This window comes from Streptomyces sp. NTH33 (assembly GCF_003236365.1).
In the GTDB taxonomy this organism is placed as follows: domain Bacteria; phylum Actinomycetota; class Actinomycetes; order Streptomycetales; family Streptomycetaceae; genus Streptomyces.
In genome coordinates, this window is sequence record NZ_POTZ01000047.1 from 1 (window position 1) to 18,615 (window position 18,615).

Annotated in this window: 16 protein-coding genes and 1 pseudogene; 7 read left to right on the top strand and 10 right to left on the bottom strand. The window is 73.8% G+C overall.

Annotated features, from left to right (window positions below):
* The 4 genes from C1I97_RS07290 to C1I97_RS07305 form a co-directional block, all read right to left on the bottom strand.
* The coding region (locus C1I97_RS07290; protein WP_309147781.1) for a biotin/lipoyl-containing protein at nucleotides 1–307 on the bottom strand (307 nt) is incomplete at its 3' end.
* Nucleotides 308–368: 61 nt separating this feature from the next.
* The gene (lpdA, locus tag C1I97_RS07295; RefSeq protein ID WP_111002408.1) at nucleotides 369–1,757 is read right to left on the bottom strand and encodes a dihydrolipoyl dehydrogenase; all 1,389 of its coding nucleotides are present in this window, start codon (nucleotides 1,755–1,757) and stop codon (nucleotides 369–371) included.
* Nucleotides 1,758–2,103: 346 nt separating this feature from the next.
* A complete protein-coding gene (locus C1I97_RS07300) occupies nucleotides 2,104–3,657 on the bottom strand; it encodes a leucyl aminopeptidase (RefSeq protein ID WP_111002409.1) in 1,554 nt (517 codons plus the stop codon).
* A 595-nt stretch (nucleotides 3,658–4,252) separates the two neighbouring features.
* Nucleotides 4,253–5,047, bottom strand: coding sequence for an adenosylcobinamide-GDP ribazoletransferase (locus C1I97_RS07305; protein ID WP_111002410.1), 795 nt, complete (start codon nucleotides 5,045–5,047; stop codon nucleotides 4,253–4,255).
* A gap of 75 nt (nucleotides 5,048–5,122) precedes the next feature.
* On the opposite strand from C1I97_RS07305, the gene C1I97_RS07310 reads away from it, so the two are divergent.
* Nucleotides 5,123–5,890, top strand: coding sequence for a hypothetical protein (locus tag C1I97_RS07310; RefSeq protein WP_111002411.1), 768 nt, complete (start codon nucleotides 5,123–5,125; stop codon nucleotides 5,888–5,890).
* A gap of 694 nt (nucleotides 5,891–6,584) precedes the next feature.
* Here the strand turns inward: C1I97_RS07310 and C1I97_RS07320 are convergent.
* Together C1I97_RS07320 and cobT are read right to left on the bottom strand one after the other, a co-directional pair.
* Nucleotides 6,585–8,396, bottom strand: a pseudogene (locus tag C1I97_RS07320) (phosphatidylglycerol lysyltransferase domain-containing protein); the annotation flags it as partial.
* Between the two features lie 64 nt (nucleotides 8,397–8,460).
* A complete protein-coding gene (gene cobT, locus C1I97_RS07325) occupies nucleotides 8,461–9,582 on the bottom strand; it encodes a nicotinate-nucleotide--dimethylbenzimidazole phosphoribosyltransferase (RefSeq protein WP_111002412.1) in 1,122 nt (373 codons plus the stop codon).
* Between the two features lie 171 nt (nucleotides 9,583–9,753).
* On the opposite strand from cobT, the gene C1I97_RS07330 reads away from it, so the two are divergent.
* Nucleotides 9,754–10,830 (top strand): class I SAM-dependent methyltransferase, encoded by a 1,077-nt coding sequence (locus tag C1I97_RS07330; RefSeq protein ID WP_111002413.1) that lies wholly within the window; start codon nucleotides 9,754–9,756, stop codon nucleotides 10,828–10,830.
* Here the strand turns inward: C1I97_RS07330 and C1I97_RS07335 are convergent.
* On the bottom strand, nucleotides 10,811–12,016 hold the full coding sequence (locus C1I97_RS07335; RefSeq protein ID WP_181446617.1) for a bifunctional adenosylcobinamide kinase/adenosylcobinamide-phosphate guanylyltransferase: 1,206 nt from the start codon (nucleotides 12,014–12,016) through the stop codon (nucleotides 10,811–10,813). The genes C1I97_RS07330 and C1I97_RS07335 overlap by 20 nt on opposite strands.
* Nucleotides 12,017–12,176: 160 nt before the next feature.
* Between C1I97_RS07335 and C1I97_RS07340 the strand changes: the two genes are divergently transcribed.
* On the top strand, nucleotides 12,177–12,389 hold the full coding sequence (locus tag C1I97_RS07340; protein WP_111002414.1) for a hypothetical protein: 213 nt from the start codon (nucleotides 12,177–12,179) through the stop codon (nucleotides 12,387–12,389).
* 45 nt (nucleotides 12,390–12,434) lie between these two features.
* Here C1I97_RS07340 and C1I97_RS07345 read toward each other — a convergent pair whose 3' ends face one another.
* From C1I97_RS07345 to C1I97_RS07355, 3 genes are all read right to left on the bottom strand, one after another.
* A complete protein-coding gene (locus C1I97_RS07345; RefSeq protein ID WP_111002415.1) occupies nucleotides 12,435–13,529 on the bottom strand; it encodes a S1C family serine protease in 1,095 nt (364 codons plus the stop codon).
* 68 nt (nucleotides 13,530–13,597) lie between these two features.
* A complete protein-coding gene (locus C1I97_RS07350; protein WP_111002416.1) occupies nucleotides 13,598–14,335 on the bottom strand; it encodes a class I SAM-dependent methyltransferase in 738 nt (245 codons plus the stop codon).
* Nucleotides 14,336–14,418: 83 nt separating this feature from the next.
* Nucleotides 14,419–15,048, bottom strand: coding sequence for a DUF3043 domain-containing protein (locus C1I97_RS07355; protein ID WP_181446618.1), 630 nt, complete (start codon nucleotides 15,046–15,048; stop codon nucleotides 14,419–14,421).
* A gap of 276 nt (nucleotides 15,049–15,324) precedes the next feature.
* Here C1I97_RS07355 and C1I97_RS07360 point away from each other — a divergent pair, with 276 nt between their 5' ends.
* The 4 genes from C1I97_RS07360 to C1I97_RS07375 are packed head-to-tail and all read left to right on the top strand — an operon-like array spanning nucleotide 15,325 to nucleotide 18,464.
* Complete coding sequence (locus C1I97_RS07360) at nucleotides 15,325–16,101, top strand: PspA/IM30 family protein (RefSeq protein WP_111002428.1); 777 nt, start codon at nucleotides 15,325–15,327, stop codon at nucleotides 16,099–16,101.
* 57 nt (nucleotides 16,102–16,158) lie between these two features.
* A complete protein-coding gene (gene pspAA, locus C1I97_RS07365) occupies nucleotides 16,159–16,437 on the top strand; it encodes a PspA-associated protein PspAA (protein WP_111002417.1) in 279 nt (92 codons plus the stop codon).
* A gap of 60 nt (nucleotides 16,438–16,497) precedes the next feature.
* Nucleotides 16,498–17,784 (top strand): sensor histidine kinase, encoded by a 1,287-nt coding sequence (locus C1I97_RS07370; protein WP_111002418.1) that lies wholly within the window; start codon nucleotides 16,498–16,500, stop codon nucleotides 17,782–17,784.
* Nucleotides 17,781–18,464, top strand: coding sequence for a response regulator (locus C1I97_RS07375; protein WP_111002419.1), 684 nt, complete (start codon nucleotides 17,781–17,783; stop codon nucleotides 18,462–18,464). Before C1I97_RS07370 ends, C1I97_RS07375 begins: the two co-directional genes overlap by 4 nt.
* The last annotated feature ends 151 nt before the right edge of the window (nucleotides 18,465–18,615 follow it).

Genomic DNA, 18,615 nt, shown 5'->3' on the forward strand with positions numbered 1-18,615 from the left:
GGGCCGGCTCGGCTGCCGGAGCCTGGGCGGCCTCGGCGGCGGGGGCCGGGGCCGCCGCGGGGGCGCCGGAACCGTCGTCGATGACGGCCAGCTCGGCGCCGACCTCGACGGTCTCGTCCTCGGCGACCTTGATCGAGGACAGCACACCGGCGGCGGGCGAGGGGATCTCGGTGTCGACCTTGTCGGTCGAGACCTCGAGCAGCGGCTCGTCGGCCTCGACGCGCTCGCCCTCGGCCTTCAGCCAGCGGGTGACAGTGCCCTCGGTGACGCTCTCGCCGAGCGCCGGAAGGGTTACGGAAACCGCCATGGTTTCGGTTGCTCCTAACGAATTACGGAAGTCTGTGTCGTCGCGCCCGATGACGAAGGCGTCAGTCGTGGGAGTGCAGCGGCTTGCCGGCCAGGGCCAGGTGGGCCTCGCCGAGCGCCTCGTTCTGCGTCGGGTGGGCGTGGATGAGCTGGGCCACCTCGGCCGGCAGCGCCTCCCAGTTGTAGATCAGCTGGGCCTCGCCGACCTGCTCGCCCATGCGGTCGCCGACCATGTGGACGCCGACCACGGCACCGTCCTTGACCTGGACGAGCTTGATCTCGCCTGCGGTCTTCAGGATCTTGCTCCTGCCGTTGCCCGCCAGGTTGTACTTCAGGGCGACGACCTTGTCCGCGCCGTAGATCTCCTTGGCCTTGGCCTCGGTGATGCCGACGGAGGCGACCTCCGGTTGGCAGTACGTCACCCGCGGGACACCGTCGTAGTCGATCGGAACGGCCTTCAGACCGGCCAGACGCTCCGCCACCAGGATGCCCTCGGCGAAGCCGACGTGCGCGAGCTGCAGCGTCGGGACGAGGTCGCCGACGGCGGAGACGGTCGGCACGTTGGTGCGCATGTATTCGTCGACGAGGACGTAGCCGCGGTCCATGGCGACCCCGGCCTCCTCGTAGCCCAGGCCCTGGGAGACCGGGCCGCGGCCGACGGCGACGAGCAGGACCTCGGCCTCGAACTCCTTGCCGTCGGCGAGGGTGACCTTGACCCCGTCCTGGGTGTACTCGGCCTTCTGGAAGAAGGTGCCGAGGTTGAACTTGATCCCGCGCTTGCGGAAGGCGCGCTCCAGCAGCTTCGAGGAGTTCTCGTCCTCGACCGGGACGAGGTGCTTGAGGCCCTCGATGATCGTGACGTCGGCCCCGAAGGACTTCCACGCGGAGGCGAACTCCACGCCGATCACGCCGCCGCCCAGGATGATCGCGGACTTCGGCACGCGGTCCAGGACGAGGGCGTGGTCGGAGGAGATGATGCGGTTGCCGTCGATCTCCAGGCCCGGCAGGGACTTCGGCACGGAACCGGTCGCCAGGAGGATGTGGCGGCCCTGGATCCGCTGCCCGTTGACGTCGACGGAGGTGGGGGAGGACAGCCGGCCCTCGCCCTCGATGTAGGTGACCTTGCGGGAGGCGACCAGACCCTGCAGGCCCTTGTAGAGGCCCGAGATCACGTCGTCCTTGTACTTCTGGACGGCCGGCACGTCGATGCCCTCGAAGGTGGCCTTCACACCGAACTGCTCGCTCTCGCGGGCCTGGTCGGCGATCTCACCGGCGTGCAGCAGGGCCTTGGTGGGGATGCACCCCTTGTGCAGGCAGGTACCGCCGACCTTGTCCTTCTCGATCAGGGCGACGTCCAGGCCCAGCTGTGCCCCGCGCAGGGCCGCGGCGTAACCACCGCTGCCACCGCCGAGGATCACTAGGTCGAAAACGGTGCTGGCGTCGTTCGCCACGTCACGTCCTCCATGCATGTGCGCCGTGCGCCGGCCGTCGGTGACCGGCAGGCGGCTGGTGTCCGGCCGCTTGATTTTCGGCCCTTCGGTGGGGGCCCTGTCCTGCCGCCGCCCATCTTCGCACTTGTGGCAAGTGAACGAGACGCCGGGCTGGAGTGTGAGACACGGCACGTTTGCGACGGACGGCGGCACGACCCGCCTCGAAGGGGCGCGGGGCTGCACCGATGTGCGGCTCCGCCGCGAGGGGGCCACCCCCTGCTCGAACGGAGTCGAGAGGTTGGGGAGCGACCAGCCCTCACGCGGCGGAGCTGCCCTGTGACGAACAGACCCGAGTCGGAAGGCGAACTCAGCCCAGGTCGCCGGAAGCCGCTCGCTCGGCGAGACGGACGAGCGTCCGCACCGCGGACCCCGTGCCGCCCTTCGGCGTGTACCCGAAGGGGTTCTGCTCGTTGAACGCCGGCCCGGCGATGTCCAGGTGCGCCCACGTGATCCCGTCCCCGACGAACTCCCGCAGGAACAGTCCGGCGACCAGCCCGCCGCCCATCCGCTCACCCATGTTCGCGATGTCGGCGACGGGGGAGTCCATGCCCTTGCGCAGGTGCTCCGGCAGCGGCATCGGCCAGGACTCCTCGCCGGCCTCCTCCGCCGCCTCGGACACCGCGGAGCGGAACGCGTCGTCGTTCGCCATGACCCCGAAGGTCCGGTTGCCCAGCGCCAGCACCATCGCGCCGGTCAGGGTCGCGACGTCCACGATGGCGTCCGGCTTCTCCAGGGAGGCGGCCCACAGCGCGTCCGCGAGGACGAGCCGGCCCTCGGCGTCGGTGTTGAGCACCTCCACCGTCTTGCCGCTGAACATGCGCAGCACGTCGCCCGGGCGGGTGGCGGAGCCGGAGGGCATGTTCTCGGCCAGCGCCAGCCAGCCGGTGACGTTGACCTCCAGGCCGAGCCGCGCGGCGGCGACGACCGCGGCGAACACGGCGGCGGCGCCGCTCATGTCGCACTTCATCGTCTCGTTGTGGCCGGCCGGCTTGAGCGAGATGCCGCCCGAGTCGTAGGTGATGCCCTTGCCGACGAGGGCGAGGTGCTTCTTGGCCTTGGGGGAGGTGTACGACAGCTTGACCAGCCGCGGGGCGGAGGCCGAGCCGGAGCCGACGCCCAGGATGCCGCCGTAGCCGCCCTTGGTGAGCGCCTTCTCGTCGAGCACCTGCACCTTCAGGCCGTGCTCCTTGGCGGCCTCCTGCGCGAGGGCGGCGAAGGCGGCCGGGTCGAGGTCGTTCGGCGGGGTGTTGACCAGGTCGCGGGCGCGGTTGAGCTCCTCGCAGACGGCGGTGGCGCGCTCGACGGCCGCCTTGTACTCCTTGTCGCGGGGCTTGCCGCCGAGCAGGACGACGTCGGCGAGCGGAGCCTTGGCGTCGTTGGCCTTGGTGGCGTTCTTGCCGTTGCCCTTGCCGTTGCTCTTGTAGGCGTCGAAGGAGTACGCGCCGAGCAGCGCCCCCTCGCCGACCGCGGCGGCGTCGGCGGCGGTGGCGAGCGGCAGCGCGAAGGCGGCCTTCTCGGCCCCGGCGAGGGCACGGGCGGCCACGCCGGCGGCCCGGCGCAGCGCCTCGGCCCCGTAGGAGGCGTCCTTCTCGGGCTGCGGGCCGAGGCCCACCGCGAGGACGAGCGGGGCCTTGAAGCCGGCCGGGGCCGGCAGTTTCGTCACCTCGCCCTCGGTACCGGAGGCACCGAGGGTCTCCAGGATGCCGGCGAGCTTGCCGTCGTACGCCTGGTCGACGGTCTCCGCGCCCGGTGCGACGACCAGGTCCCCGGACCTGGATCCAGCGCCCTTGGCGACACCGATCACGATCGCGTCGGCCCGCAGGCCGGGTGCCGCGGCGGTGCTGAGAGTGAGAGCAGTCACGGTGGTGAAATCTCGCTTCCCTGTTGAGAGGTGTGTGGCCGAAAACAGGTGGGTCGACCGGGCCCGACCACCGACCCTAGAACTCTCTTCCGGCGCGGTCTTCACCCGGGCGGGCAAACACCCGCCCCGAGCCTACGCGCGTCCCGCTCCGGATCCGCTCCGCGGGTGTGCGCCCGGGGGCGCCGCGGCCGTCGTTTTCCGGCCCGCGCGCCCGTGACCCGGGGTGCCCGCGGCGACGTCGCCGGGCGGCCCGGCCCGGTCTGCGGGCGGCTGCCGCCGAGCGCCGACGGCCGTACGCCGGGGGGCGGGCCGGCAGGGGCGGCTCAGCGGCCGACCGCCCGGCCCGGCATGCCCGGGAAGTCAACATGCACGGGAAGTCAACATGCACGGGAAGTCAGCATGCCCGGGAAGGCGGACTTCGACGCGGCGGGGCCGGACACCGTGGACGGCTGCGAGAACCGCGGCGGCCTTCCGCCCGCCACCGCCGCCCGGCTCGCCGCGACCGTCTGATCGCCGGGCCCGCCCACGACCGGGGCGTGGCGGGTGGTCCTCCACGCCGGACACGGGCCGACGGGGGTCTGCCGGGCCGGTCTCCTCAGCGCAGCGAGAGCACGACCAGGGCGGTCGTCGCGGCCGTCTCGGCCAGGGCGCCGAAGACGTCGCCCGTCACGCCGCCGAAGCGGCGCGTGCAGCGGCGCAGGAGGAGTTCGGCGACGGCGAGGGCGGCGAGGACCGAGACGGCGGTGAGGACGCAGGCGTACGGGCCGAGGAAGGCGCCCGCCGCTGCCGCACCCAGGATGACGGCGAGGGCCGCGCCGATCGCACCCGGGACCGGGACCGCTTCCGCGACCGCGGCGCCCAGCCCCTCCGGCCGGGCGGCCGGGACCCCGGCGCGGGCGGCCAGGGTCAGGGCCAGCCGGGCGGCGGTCGCCGAGACGACGGCGGCGAGCGCGCCCAGGACCCAGGAGCCGTCGTAGGCCCGGGTCAGGGCGGCCACCTGGGCGAGCAGGACGAGGACGAGGGCGATCACCCCGAAGGGGCCGATGTCCGACTGCTTCATGATCCGCAGCGCGTCCTCGGCGGGCTTGCCGCTGCCCAGCCCGTCCGCGGTGTCGGCGAGCCCGTCGAGGTGCAGACCGCGGGTCAGCACGGCGGGCACGGCGACGGTGGCGACGGCGGCGAGCGGCGGGCCGGCGCCCAGGAGGAGCAGCAGCAGTCCCGTGGCGGCCGCCGCCACCCCGACCACGAGCCCGGCGAGCGGCGCGCAGAGCATCCCCGCGCGCGCGGCCCCGCGGTCCCAGCGGCCGACCCGGACCGGAAGCACGGTGAGGGTGCCGAAGGCGAACCGCAGTCCGTGCGGCGGGGGAACCGGCTGGGGGGTCGTGGACACCCGGGCAGACTACGGGAGCGCCGTGGGTCCCTCCGCGGGCGGGCGGCGCGCCGGTGGGCGCGGCACACTACACCTATGGGGCACTGGCTGGAGCGCAACATCATCGAACCCGGGAAACTGCCCCTGCTCCTCGCCCTCGCCGCGTTCGTCCTGACCTTCGTGGTCACCCGGACCATCACCCGCCTGATCCGCGCCGGAAAGGGTCCCTTCGGCAACGTCAAGGCGGGCGGTCTGCACATCCACCACGTCGTGCCCGGCGTGCTGCTGACCGTCCTCGGCGGTTTCGGCGCGGTCGCCAGCAGCGGCCGCCGCGACTTCGGCACGGCGGCCTTCGCGGTGGTCTTCGGGATCGGGGTGGGCCTGGTGCTGGACGAGTTCGCGCTGATCCTGCACCTGGACGACGTCTACTGGACCGAGGCCGGCCGCAAGAGCGTCGAGGTCGTCGTCCTCACCGCGGCACTGGTCGGGCTGGTGCTCGTCGGCTTCTCCCCGTTCGGCGTCAACAACCTGTCCCCGGCCGAACTGCAGAACCGCGGCGCGGTCATCGTCGGCGTGGCCGCGAACTTCCTGCTCTCCCTGGTGGCCCTCGGCAAGGGCAAGGGCCGTATCGCCCTGTTCGGCGTGATCATCCCGTTCGTCGCGCTGATCGGCGCGTTCCGCCTGGCCCGCCCCGGCTCCTACTGGGCCAGGCGCTTCTACCGCCGCCGCCCGCGCGCCCAGGCCCGCGCCGGCCTGCGCGCCTACCGCCACGACCGCCGCTGGTCCGGTCCCCGCCGGGCGTTCCAGGACTGGATCGGCGGCAAGCCGGACGCGCGGCCGGCCCGCCTTCCGGAACGCAGATGACCCGCGCCACCGGCGGGCCGCCCGGCGGCGCAGCGCCGACAGCCCGCACACCAGCAGCACCCCCAGGATCGCGGCCAGGTGCTCCTTGCCGGCCAGGTTCTCCTTCCACGCCGCCTCCAGCGCCATCGCCGCGGTGACCGCGACCGCCGTGACGTACGCCCCGTGGCGCAGCGCGAGGTACACCGCGAGGCCCACCACGGCGGCCGACGGGCCGACGTCCACCACGTGCGCGTCCGTGGCGGGCAGGCCCAGCGGGAGGTGCGGGCCGAGGGCGACGCCCACGCGCGCGTACAGGGTTCCGGAGAGGGTGGCGAGGTAGGCGACGGCGAGGGTGCGGCGCCGGCCCAGGCAGATCTCGGCGGTGCCGGACACGAACAGGATCTGCGCCAGCGCGCCCCACACCGGCAGGTCCAGCGCGGGCACGAACAGCGACAGAGGGGTGCGCAGCAGCGCGAGCCACAGGGGGTCGGAGGCCCGTACGGCGCCGAGGTGCTGGACGAGGCCGTAGCCCCAGGACCGGTTCTGCACGCACTGCAGCAGCGCCGTCAGGAACACCGCCGCGAGCGTCATCGGGACCGCCCTCAGACGCCGCTCGAGCAGCGGCTCGCGCACGGTGGCGTACACCGGCCCCCATTCGGCGCGGGCCCAGCGGGCGAGTGCGGTCATCCGTGGTCTCCAGGTGCCCTCGGTGCGATCGGTGCGATCGGTGCGGTCGGCGCGGCCACTGCGGCAGCCCCGGCACCTCCAGGAAGCCCTCCGCGCGCGCCGACGCGAGGCCGATGCGCGGCAGGTCCGCGCTCTTCTCGAAGAGCAGGAACCGCGGCTCCCAGACGGGCCGGTACTTGGCGTTGGCGCGGTACAGCGACTCGATCTGCCACCAGCGGGAGAAGAAGCCGAGCAGCGACCGCCACACCCTCAGCACCGGCCCGGCGCCGAGGCGCGCCCCCCGTTCGAAGACCGAGCGGAACATGGCGAAGTTGAGCGAGACCCGGACGATTCCGAGCTCCCCGGCGCGGCGCAGCAGTTCCAGCACCATGAACTCCACGAGCCCGTTCCCGGCGTGCCGGTCGCGCCGCATCAGGTCCAGGGACAGCCCGTACGGCCCCCAGGGCACGAAGGACAGCAGGGCCCTGAGTTCGCCGCGGGCGTCATGGCACTCCAGCATCACGCACTGCCCGTCGGCCGGGTCGCCGAGCCGGCCCAGCGCCATGCTGAAGCCGCGCTCGGTGGGCCCGTCCCGCCAGTCGTCGGCCCGCTCGACCAGGTGGGTCATCTCGTCCGCCGGGATGTCCTCGTGCCGCCGCATCCGCACCGAGTACCCCGCGCGCGCGACCCTGTTGTACGCCTGCCGCACGGTGCGCATGGCCCGGCCCTCCAGGGTGAAGTCGGCGACCTCCACCACGGCCTCGTCGCCCAGTTCCAGGGCGTCCAGGCCGTGCCGCGCGTACACCGTGCCGGCCTCCTCGCCCGCGCCCATCACGGCCGGGATCCAGCCGTGCGCCCGCGCCTCGGCCAGCCACGGCTCGATGGCGCCGGGCCAGGCCTCGGGGTCGCCGAGCGGGTCCCCCGAGGCCAGGGACACCCCGCCGACCACGCGGTAGGCGACGGCGGCCTTCCCGGTCGGCGACCAGGTGACGCTCTTCTCGCGGCGCAGCGCGAAGTAGCCGAGCGAGTCGCGTTCGCCGTGCACCGCCAGCAGCTCGCGCAGCCGCCTCTCGTCGTCCGCGGTGAGCGGGTCGACGGCGCGGCGGGAGCGGAAGGCGGCGTAGAGGACGGCGAGGACCAGGACGGTGGAGAGCGCGTTGATCGACACGTTCGTCCAGTTCGGCGGGTCGATGCCGGGGAGGTGGTCCCCGGAGGCGGCGACCGAGATCAGCCGCAGGGTGCCGTAGTGCCAGCGCTGGAGGTACGTCGAACGGGACGCGTCCGGCGCCTGGTTGGTGACCGTCACCAGCAGCGCGGCGAGCAGCGAGGACAGCAGCAGCCCGACGGCCGCGACGGCGGCGGCGAGCCGCGGGTTGGCCCGGTCGCCCTTGGCGTAGAACTCCCGGCGCCCGAGCAGCAGCGCGGCGACGAAGGCGGCCGTGAGGGCCAGGGAGACCCAGTTCTGCGGGAAGCGGCGAATCTCCGGGAAGGCCATCGTGAACGCGAACAGCGCGAGGAACGGCCCGCTCAGCGCGAGGTTCAGGATCCACGCCGCCCGTTTGCGGCGGCGCATGGTGACGGCCAGGAAGGTGGCGAACACGCCGGAGGCGAAGCCGGCGGTGAGCAGGTACGGCGTGAACAGGTCCTCCTGGTTGTGCCGCCGCACGTCCTGCCCCAGGGAGACCCACACCGCGCTGAGGAAGTTGACGAACGCCACCGCCCGCAGGTACCAGACGGCGAAGGCGGCGGCCCGCCGCGGAGCGCCGCCGGCCGGCCGTGAGGTGATGCCGACCGGCCGCCCCGTCTCGCTTCCGCGGACCGGAGCCCGCCCCTCACGCTCGGCAATTCGGGCATCTCCCATGATGAAAGATCATATGGGCGTCAACCCGTCGGACCGCTCTTTTCGGTCCGCCGTCCGTGCTCTGCTACTCCCCGCCTTCCTTCTGCGCCGGGCTCTCCTCGTCCTCCGGCCCGTCCTCGTCCTCCGGCCCGCCCTCGCTCTCCGGGCGCTCGGGGAGCTCCGCGGCCAGGGCGGCGGCGGACTGGACCAGGGGGAGGGCCAGGAGGGCGCCCGCTCCCTCGCCGACGGTCACGCCGTGGTCGAGGAGGGGGTCCAGGGCCAGGCGGTCCAGGGCCTTGGCCTGGCCGGGCTCGCCGCTGTTGTGGCCGGCCAGCCACCAGTCCGGGGCCCGGAACGCCACCCGCTGCCCCACCAGGGCGCACGCGGCCGACACCACGCCGTCCAGGATGACCGGCAGCTTCCGTACCGCGCACTGCAGCAGGAAGCCCGTCGTCGCGGCCAGGTCGGCGCCGCCCACCGCGGCCAGCAGCCGCAACTGGTCGCCGAGCACGGGCCGCGCCCGGCGCAGCGCGTCCCGGATCGCCGCGCACTTGCGCATCCACACCAGGTCGTCGATGGGCTCGCCGCCGCGCCCGGTCACCACGGAGGCGTCCGTCCCGCACAGCGCGGCGATCAGCACGGCGGCCGGCGTCGTCCCGCCCACGCTGACGTCGCCGAGCACCACCAGATCCGTACCGGAGTCGGCCTCCTCGTCGGCCACCGCCATCCCGGCCCGGAAGGCCGCCTCCGCCTCCTGGAGGGTCAGCGCGTCCTCCACGTCGATGCACCCGCTGCCGCGCCGCACCCGGTGCCGTACGACGTCCTCGGGCAGTGTCTCGGGCGCGCAGTCCAGCGCCATGTCGACCACCCGCACCGGCACGCCGAGCCGCCGGGCCAGCACGGACACCGGCCGGCCGCCCTCCAGCACCGCCCGCACCAGCTGCTCCGCGCCGCCCGCCGGCCGGACCGAGACGCCCCGCCCGGCGATCCCGTGATCGCCGGCGAACAGCACCACCCGCGGCCGTTCCACCGGCCGCACCGGAACGGCGGCCTGGGCCGCGGACAGCCACTCACCCAGTTCGTCGAGGCGGCCCAGCGCCCCGGGCGGCACGACCTGACGCTCCCGGCGCGCCTCCGCGTCGCGGCGTACACCGGCGTCGGGACGCTCGATCAGATCGGTGAAGTCGTCGAGATTCAGCGAGCTCATTCGCCGAACAGTACCGGCCCCGGTCGAACGGGGCGGTGCCACGCCGGCGCCACACCCGTACGGCGTCTTTCCGCCCGGTATCCCGATCCCCTACGTTCCTTTGCGCCGACTTTGTAGTGAATTGTTCAGCAGACCGTTTCAGTGAACCGTTCTCGCCCCCGGGAGCCGCCCATGCCGCCTCTGCCGTACGCCCCGCGGGTCTACGACCCGCGCCGCATCGCGTACGCCTCCGAACTCGCCCAGGGCACGCACCGCTTCCAGGAGCCGCCCCGCGAGGACTGCCCCTGGTGCGGCTCCCGGCGGCTGCGCACCCGGCTGCGCGCCCCGGACCTGCTCCAGCACAAGCCGGGCACGTTCGCGCTCCACCAGTGCCGGGACTGCGGCCACGCCTTCCAGAACCCCCGCCTCACCCCGGCCGGACTGGCCTTCTACCACCGGGACTTCGACGAGACCGACCCGGAGGGGTTCGCCGACCCGGCGCTCGCGGCCCGCCGCGGCCACCGGCGGCACCGGACGGACGCGCACCTGATGCGGGGCGTCGGGGAGCCGGAGGCCTGGCTGGACGTCGGCACCGGCCACGGCCACTTCCCCCGGGCCGCGCAGGAGGTGTTCCCGTACACCTCCTTCGACGGCCTGGACCCCACCCCGCGCGTGGAGCGGGCCCGCGCGGCCGGCCGGGTCGAGGAGGCCCACGTCGGCCACCTCGCCGACCCGCACGTCGCCGAGCGCCTGCGCGGCCGCTACGACGTGGTCAGCATCTTCCACCACCTGGCCCATGTGCCGGACCCCCGCGCCGAGTTGCGCGGCGCCCTGACCGCACTGCGCCCCGGCGGCCACCTGCTGATCGAACTCCCCGACCCGCGCTGCCTGTTCGCCCTGCTGCTGGGCAGGTGGTGGCTGCCGCACGGCCAGCCGCGCCACCTGCACCTGCTGCCCCTGCACAACCTGCGCGCGGAACTGGAGTCCCAGGGCTGCACCGTCCTGATCACCGACCGCCGCACCCCGCACACCCCGGGCGACCTGTCGGCAGCCGTCGCCCTGGCCCTCACCCACGTCCTGCCCGCCGCCGACGCGCCCTGGCACGACACCCCGCCGACCACCCTCCAACGCGCCCTGCGTGCGGTCCTGTCCACCGTGACCAGCCCCCTGGTGGACGCGGCCACCGTCCTGGACCTCCTCCTGTCCCCCCTCCTGCGCCGCACCCCCGGCCTGTCCAACGCCTACCGCGTCATCGCCCGCGCAGCGTGACGGCCTGGCCCGCCACCACCAGCAGCACGTGTTCGCACTCCGCCGCGAACGCCGCGTTCAGACGGCCCAGTTCGTCGCGGTAGCGGCGGCCGGAGGCGGTGGCGGGCACGATGCCCGAGCCCACCTCGTTGGAGACGGCGACCACCGTGCGCCGGGTCGTGCGCACGGCGCTCGTCAGCGCGGCCACCCGCTCGCGCAGGGCGCGCTCGCCGCCGTCGGCCCACTCGGCGTCGTCCCAGGCGCCGACCGAGTCCATCGCGTCCGTCAGCCACAGGGACAGGCAGTCGACCAGGAGCGGCGGCCCGTCCTCCGCGAGGAGCGGCACCAGGTCGCACGTCTCCGCGGTGCGCCAGGAGCCCGGCCGCCGCTTCCGGTGCGCGGCGACCCGGGCCGCCCACTCGGTGTCCCCGCCCCGGGACCCGCCGGTGGCGACGTACAGCACGCCGGGGAAGGACTCCAGCCGCCGTTCGGCCTCCACCGACTTCCCCGAACGTGCCCCGCCGAGCACCAGCGTGCGCCGGGGCACGTCCGGTACGTCCTCGTACGCCCCGACCACCAGCGTCGTACCGTCCGGCACCGCCCGCGCTCCGGCCGCCGCGAGACGCCGGCCGAGCTCCGGCCCCGGCGGCACGTCGTGGTCCAGGTGGACCGCCACGACGTCCGTGGTCGGCCCCACCGCCCCCGCCGTCCGCAACTCGGCCAGGGCGTCGGGGCGCCCCACGACGTCCGCGAGGACCAGGTCGTACGGTGGGGCCGACCCCTCCTCCAGCCCGGCCGGCGCGCCGCCCGGCGGCAGGTACAGCAGCCGCAGCCCCTCCGGGCCGGTCACCGCGTACCCGGCGCCGGGGGCGTCCAGCGCCACCGCCCGCACCCGGTGCTCCGTCAGCAGCGCCAGCTCCCGCCCGTCCGGCACCCGGCCGGGCTGCGGCAGCCCGGCCGGCACCTCGACGGCCGGCCCGTCGTGCGGGTGGGACAGCAGCACCTGCGTCACACCGCCCAGCGAACACCCCGCCCGCGCCGCCGCGAACGCCGCGCCCGGCGTCAGGTCCAGCAGCAGCGAGCCGTCCACGAGCAGCGCGGTCGCCGCCCGCGCGCGGTCGCCCAGCGCCGTCGCGCAGGCCGCGCAGGGACAGTCGGGGCGGGGCAGTCCCGCGGGGGCACCGGTGCCGAGCAGAGTCACGTCCACGGACCCGATTTTCACCTGTCGCCGCGGCTCCCGCGCACCGGGAGCCCGCCAGGGGCGCGGGACCTCTGACGGCGCACCCCGCGAAGCGCATACGCTCTGTGCGGGAGCCGGACCGAGATCCGACTCCCGCCGTGCAGGGTGCTCGCAAAGGGAGGCGTACATGGTGGCATGGACGTGGCGGTTCGAGACGGCCGACGGGACGGAGGTCCAGCCCGCGGTGCAGCCCGAGGAGTTCACCACGCAGGGCGACGCGGAGTCCTGGATCGGGGAGAACTGGAAGGCGCTGGCCGACGGCGGCGCGGACCAGGTGCGCCTGTTCGAGGACGCCACGGAGATCTACGGCCCGATGAGCCTGCACGCCCAGGAGGCCTAGGGGCTTCGTTCCGGAGCGGGGGCGGCCGGCCGCGGCCGTCCCCGCTCACTGCTGGCCCAGCGTCACCTCCACCGTCTTCCGGCTGCCGTCGCGGACGAAGGTCACCGAGGTCCGCTGCCCCGGCTTGTCCGCGGCCAGCGCCTCGGACAGCGAGGTGATGGTGGTGACGTCCTTGCCGCCGAGTCCGACGATGATGTCCCCGGACCGGATGCCCGCCTTGTCGGCCGCGCCGCCCGCCTTCACGTCGACGACGGCGACCCCCGCGGGCTGGTACTCGGCGTTGACGACCGTGCGCCCGGTGATGTCCAGCGCGGCCCGGCCGGACTCGACGACCCTGCCGTAGCGGATGATCTGGTCGGCGACCGTCTTCACCATCGACGCCGGGATCGCGAAGCCGATGCCGGGCGCCGCGCTGCCCCCGAGCTGGGGGTCGGTGGCGGCGAGCGTCGGGATGCCGATGACCCGGCTGTCGAGGTTCACCAGCGCGCCGCCGCTGTTGCCCGGGTTGATCGCGGCGGAGGTCTGCACCATGTTGGCGATGGTCGCGCCCGTGCCGCCGCCCTGCCCCTCGCTGACGGTGCGCCCGGTCGCCGACACGATGCCCTGGGTCACGCTCGACGACAGCCCCAGCGGCGAGCCCATGGCCAGCACGATCTGCCCCACCTCGACCTTCGCGGAGTCGCCGAAGGCGGCGGGCCGCAGGCCCGGGGGCACCTTGTCCAGCTTCACCACGGCGAGGTCCTGCTCGGGGTAGGAGGAGACCAGACTCGCGGTGAACGCCGTCTGGCTGTTGGCGGTGGTCACCTCGAAGGTGCTCGCGCCGCCCACCACGTGCGCGTTGGTGACGATGTGCCCCTTGTCGTCGTACACGACCCCCGACCCCAGCTCGCGGCCGGTCCGGATCTGCACCACCGACGGCAGCACGTCCTTGATCACCCGCAGGTAGTCGTTCTGCAGCTGGTCGGCCGACAGGGGGGCGTCGGCCCGTCGCCGCCCGGCGTCCCCGGTGGCGGAGGTGTCCTTCGTGCCCCGGGCTTCCGGGGCGGCCGAGCCGGTGCACCCGGACAGCAGCGCGGCACAGCAGAGCCACACGGCGAGGAAACCGGCCGGCCGGGGAGCACGGACAGCGGAAAGATCCATGTCCCGAGTCTCCCCTCGGGACGGGGGCCCGGCCCGCGGTGTTCACCCGAACGAGCGCCGGGAGACACTCAGCCGCGCACCCCGCACAGATGCAGCAGCGCCGCCACCGCGCGGTACGGGTCCGTGCGCCCCGCCCGCTCCTCGGCCGCCAGCAGCGTCTCGACGTCGGCCGGCGGCTCGGCGTCGTCCGCCGCCGTGTCCGTGAAGACCCGCACCCCGTACCAGGTGTGCAGCGGTGCCCCGATCCCGGCGAGCGTCGCCGTCAGGTCCGCCAGCCGGTCGGCCCGTACCTCCAGCCCCAGCCGGGTGGGGGTCCCCCCGTTCGAGTCTGTTCGAGAATGGGGGAGGTACGCCGTCGTGTCGAACGAGGCCAGCGCCGTCGACCAGTCCCCGGACAGACCCGGGCGCAGCGCCAGCGCGTCGCCGTTGCGCACCAGCAGCGACAGCAGGCCGCCCGGCGCGAGCATCCGCGCCAGCCCCGCCAGCAGCGGGTCGGGCTCCTCGACGTACATCAGGACGCCGTGGCACAGCACCACGTCGAAGCTGCCCGGCAGGAAGTGCACCCCGGTGTCCCGGCCGTCGCCCTCGACGATCCGCATCCGCGCCCGTATGCCCTCCGGCTCGGCGGCCAGCGCCTCACGGGCCACGGAGATCATCGTCCGGTCCCGCTCGAGCCCGGTCACCTGGTGCCCGGCCCGGGCCAGCCGCAGCGCCTGCGTGCCCTGGCCCATCCCCACGTCGAGCACCCGCAGCCGCCGCCCGACCGGGAACCGCCCGGCTATCTGCTCCTCCAGCTGCCGGGCCACCAGCTCCTGCCGTACGACATCACGCAGCCCGCCCAGCTTGCTCAGCCACGCGTGCGCGGCGTCCCCGGAGAAAGCGGTCGCGCTCAGGGCCGCTCCCCGCGCTTGACCTGCGGCTTGGGCAGCCGCAGCCGGCGCATCTGCAGGGAGCGCATCAGGGCGTAGGCGACCGCCCACCGCTTGTCCTGGTCCGGGAAGCGCTCGTTCAGGCGCTTCTTCAGCCGGAAGCCGGTGACGGTCCAGTCCAGCACGATGACGACGATCACCGCGAGCCACACCAGCATCACGAGGCTCTGCACCTTGGGATCCCGGACCATGCTCAGCACCAGGATGAGCACGGCCAGCGGCAGGAAGAACTCCGCGACGTTCAGCCGCGAGTCGACGAAGTCCCGCGCGAACCGGCGCACCGGGCCCTTGTCGCGCTTCGGGAGGTAGCGCTCGTCGCCGCTGGCCAGCGCCTGGCGCTGCCGCTCCATCTGGGCACGGCGCTCGTCGCGCTGCCGCTTGGTGGCCTCCTTGCGGGTCATCGAAGTGTTGGCGACACTGCGGCGCCGGGTCTGGGCCTCACTGCGCTTGGGCGTGGGCCGACCCTTGGGGGCCTGCGGGTCACGGGGCTGCTTGGAGTCGGTCACCGGCGCCTTGTCGGCGGTCGGGGCCTTCTCTTCCTTGGCACGGCTACGGAACACAGAACCCAAGGGTACGGGCTCGACCCGCATGGACCCCAGCCCGGTGGGGAACGATCCGGCAACACCGCTCGTCTGTAAAGGGACAGAGGGGACGATGCGCCCGTCCCGGTCCGGCGCCCTCGGGGGTGAGATCCTCCCTGCGCCGGAGCGGAAGCGGGCACAGTCGTCCTCGGGGATGACCTCATCCGTTCCCGAACAGTGCGGTAATGGATGCAGGGCCCGTACTGTGGGTTCTGTCGCAAGCTGTGTGAGCTGGAGTCCGTCAGAAGGGGGCGCGCGAAGCCCATGAGCGGTGTCATGAAGCGTATGGGGATGATCTTCCGCGCGAAGGCGAACAAGGCCCTTGACCGGGCCGAGGACCCGCGCGAGACCCTCGATTACTCGTACCAGAAGCAGCTGGAGCTGCTGCAGAAGGTGCGGCGCGGTGTCGCGGACGTGGCGACCAGCCGCAAACGCCTGGAGCTCCAGCTGAACCAGCTGCAGCAGCAGTCCGGCAAGCTGGAGGACCAGGGCCGCAAGGCGCTCGCGCTGGGCCGCGAGGACCTGGCCCGCGAGGCGCTCTCCCGCCGCGCCGCGCTCCAGCAGCAGGTGACGGATCTGGAGACGCAGCACTCCACCCTCCAGGGCGAGGAGGAGAAGCTCACCCTGGCGGCCCAGCGCCTGCAGGCCAAGGTCGACGCCTTCCGCACGAAGAAGGAGACCATCAAGGCGACCTACACCGCCGCCCAGGCACAGACCCGGATCGGCGAGGCGTTCTCCGGCATCTCCGAGGAGATGGGCGACGTCGGGCTCGCCATCCAGCGCGCCGAGGACAAGACCGCGCAGCTGCAGGCCCGGGCCGGCGCGATCGACGAGCTGCTCGCCTCCGGCGCCCTGGACGACCCCTCCGGCATGGCCAAGGACGACATCCAGGCCGAGCTGGACCGGCTCTCCGGTGGTACGGATGTGGAGCTGGAGCTGCAGCGCATGAAGGCCGAGCTGGCCGGCGGCACGTCGACCGAACGGCAGGCCATCGAAGGCGGCCAGGGCCAGGACCAGCCCCAGCAGCAGCCGCAGGACACCCCCCGCTTCGACAAGCAGTAAGCCGCGTCGAGGCACGTCACGTCACCGACAGCCGGGGCCACGCCGAGGAGGGCGGACATGATCGTACGGATCATGGGAGAGGGACAGGTGAGACTGGCCGACAGCCACCTCGCCGACCTGAACAAGCTGGACGACGAACTCCTGGCCGAAATGGAGAACGGCGACGGCCCCGGCTTCCGTCGCACCCTCTCGGCCCTGCTGTCCCGGGTCCGCGAGGTGGGCGAGCCCCTGCCGGACGACTCCCTGGAACCGTCCGAGCTGATCCTCCCGGCCGCGGACGCGACCCTGGAGGAGGTACGGGACCTGCTGGGCGACGACGGCCTGATCCCTGGATGAGGGTCCTCGGGGGGACGGAAAGATCCGGCCACCCGCAGGATTCCCGGACTGCACGCGAACGTGACCACTGCCCTCGACCACGCCCGCTGCCGCCTCAAGGCGCACCCCCTCGCCCTGGACGCGGCCCTCGCGGCCGGGGTGCTGGTGTGCATGGTGGCCGGCTCCTTCGTGGACCGCCGCGGGGAGCACGGCGTCAGCTGGGCCGTCCGCCGGCCCGAACCGCTCGGCCTGGTCCTCATGACTCTCGGCGCCGCCGCGCTCGTCCTGCGCCGCCGCGCCCCGCGCACGGTCCTCGCCGTCACCGGCACCGTCTCCCTCGTCGAGTGCGTCGCCGGCGACCCCCGCGCCCCCGTCGTCATGTCCGCCGTGGTCGCCCTCTTCACCGTCGCCGCCGCCACCGACCGCCCCACCACCTGGCGCCTGGGCCTGACCACCATGACCGTGCTGACCGGCGCCGCCATGCTCGCCGGTCCGCTGCCCTGGTACGCGCAGGAGAACGTCGCCATCTTCGCCTGGACCGGCATGGCCGCCGCCGGCGGCGACGCCGTCCGCAGTCGCCGCGCCTTCGTGCACGCCATCAGGGAGCGCGCCGAACGCGCCGAACGCACCCGCGAGGAGGAGGCCCGCCGCCGCGTCGCCGAGGAACGTCTGCGCATCGCCCGCGACCTGCACGACGTCGTCGCCCACCACATCGCCCTGGTCAACGTGCAGGCCGGAGTCGCGGCGCACGTCATGGACAAGCGGCCCGACCAGGCCAAGGAGGCCCTCGCCCACGTCCGGGAGGCCGGCCGTTCCGCACTGGAGGAGCTGCGCGCCACCGTCGGACTGCTGCGGCAGTCCGGCGACCCCGAGGCCCCCACCGAACCGGCCCCCGGCCTGGACCGCCTCGACGAGCTCGTCGGCACCTTCCGCAGCGCCGGCCTGCACGTCGAGGTCGCCCGCGCCGACCAGGGCACCACCCTGCCGGCCGCCGTCGGCCTGGCCGCCTTCCGGATCGTCCAGGAAGCCCTGACCAATGTGCAGAAGCACGCCGGTACGGCGGCGAGGGCCGAGGTCAGCGTCGTACGCGTCGGACCGGACGTCGAGATCACCGTCCTGGACAACGGAGCCGGCGCGGAAGGCGGGGCCGGCGTGGACGGCGGACCGCAGGACGGCGAACCGAAGGACGGCGGACCACAGGACGGCGGACCGCAGGAGGGCGGCGGGCACGGGCTGCTCGGCATGCGCGAGCGGGTCACCGCCCTCGCCGGCACCCTCACCACCGGCCCCCGCTACGGCGGCGGCTTCCGCGTCCATGCCACCCTGCCGGTCGACACCCGCACCAGCGCCCCGGGGGAGCCCGCATGACCATCCGTGTTCTGCTCGCCGACGACCAGGCCCTGCTGCGCAGCGCCTTCAAGGTGCTCGTCGACTCCGAGCCGGACATGGAGGTGGTCGGCGAGGCGTCCGACGGCGCCCAGGCGGTACGGCTGGCCAGGGAGCAGCGGGCCGACGTGGTGCTGATGGACATCCGCATGCCCGGTACCGACGGCCTCGCGGCCACCCGCATGATCAGCGCCGACCCCGCCCTCGACCGGGTACGCGTGGTCATCCTCACCACCTTCGAGGTCGACGACTACGTGGTGCGGTCACTGCGCGCGGGCGCCTCGGGCTTCCTCGGCAAGGGCAGCGAACCCGAGGAACTGCTGAACGCCATCCGCGTCGCCGCCCAGGGCGAGGCACTGCTGTCCCCGGCCGCCACCAAGGGCCTGATCGCCCGCTTCCTCGCCCAGGGCGACCCGGCCGGCGACGGCCACGACCCGGCCCGCTCGACCCGGCTGGACGCGCTGACCGTGCGGGAGCGCGAAGTGCTCGTCCAGGTCGCCGCCGGACACTCCAACGACGAGATCGCCACGCGCCTTGAGGTCAGCCCGCTGACGGTGAAGACCCACGTCAACCGGGCCATGGCCAAGCTGGGCGCCCGTGACCGGGCGCAGCTGGTCGTCATCGCCTACGAGTCGGGACTGGTACGGCCCAGGGCGGAGTGAGCGTACTGCGCCCGGAGTAGGAGCCGCGCGCGGAAATGGACCAGGGGGCTACGGATCGCCGCCCGCCCGTGCCCGAAGGTGTAGGGGTGGCGCCCACTGTGCGTCCGCGCCGTTTGTATCGTTTATGACCTTGTGCCGCTCGTGCCGCTTG

Bases quoted from the DNA above. Each gene is read 5' to 3' on its own strand.
- C1I97_RS07310 (WP_111002411.1), top strand. From the start codon at position 5,123: ATGGGGCACTGGCTGGAGCGCAACATCATCGAACCCGGGAAACTGCCC.
- cobT (WP_111002412.1), bottom strand. From the start codon at position 9,582: ATGAGCTCGCTGAATCTCGACGACTTCACCGATCTGATCGAGCGTCCC.
- C1I97_RS07330 (WP_111002413.1), top strand. From the start codon at position 9,754: ATGCCGCCTCTGCCGTACGCCCCGCGGGTCTACGACCCGCGCCGCATC.
- C1I97_RS07340 (WP_111002414.1), top strand. From the start codon at position 12,177: ATGGTGGCATGGACGTGGCGGTTCGAGACGGCCGACGGGACGGAGGTC.
- C1I97_RS07345 (WP_111002415.1), bottom strand. From the start codon at position 13,529: ATGGATCTTTCCGCTGTCCGTGCTCCCCGGCCGGCCGGTTTCCTCGCC.
- C1I97_RS07355 (WP_181446618.1), bottom strand. From the start codon at position 15,048: ATGCGGGTCGAGCCCGTACCCTTGGGTTCTGTGTTCCGTAGCCGTGCC.
- C1I97_RS07360 (WP_111002428.1), top strand. From the start codon at position 15,325: ATGGGGATGATCTTCCGCGCGAAGGCGAACAAGGCCCTTGACCGGGCC.
- pspAA (WP_111002417.1), top strand. From the start codon at position 16,159: ATGATCGTACGGATCATGGGAGAGGGACAGGTGAGACTGGCCGACAGC.
- C1I97_RS07375 (WP_111002419.1), top strand. From the start codon at position 17,781: ATGACCATCCGTGTTCTGCTCGCCGACGACCAGGCCCTGCTGCGCAGC.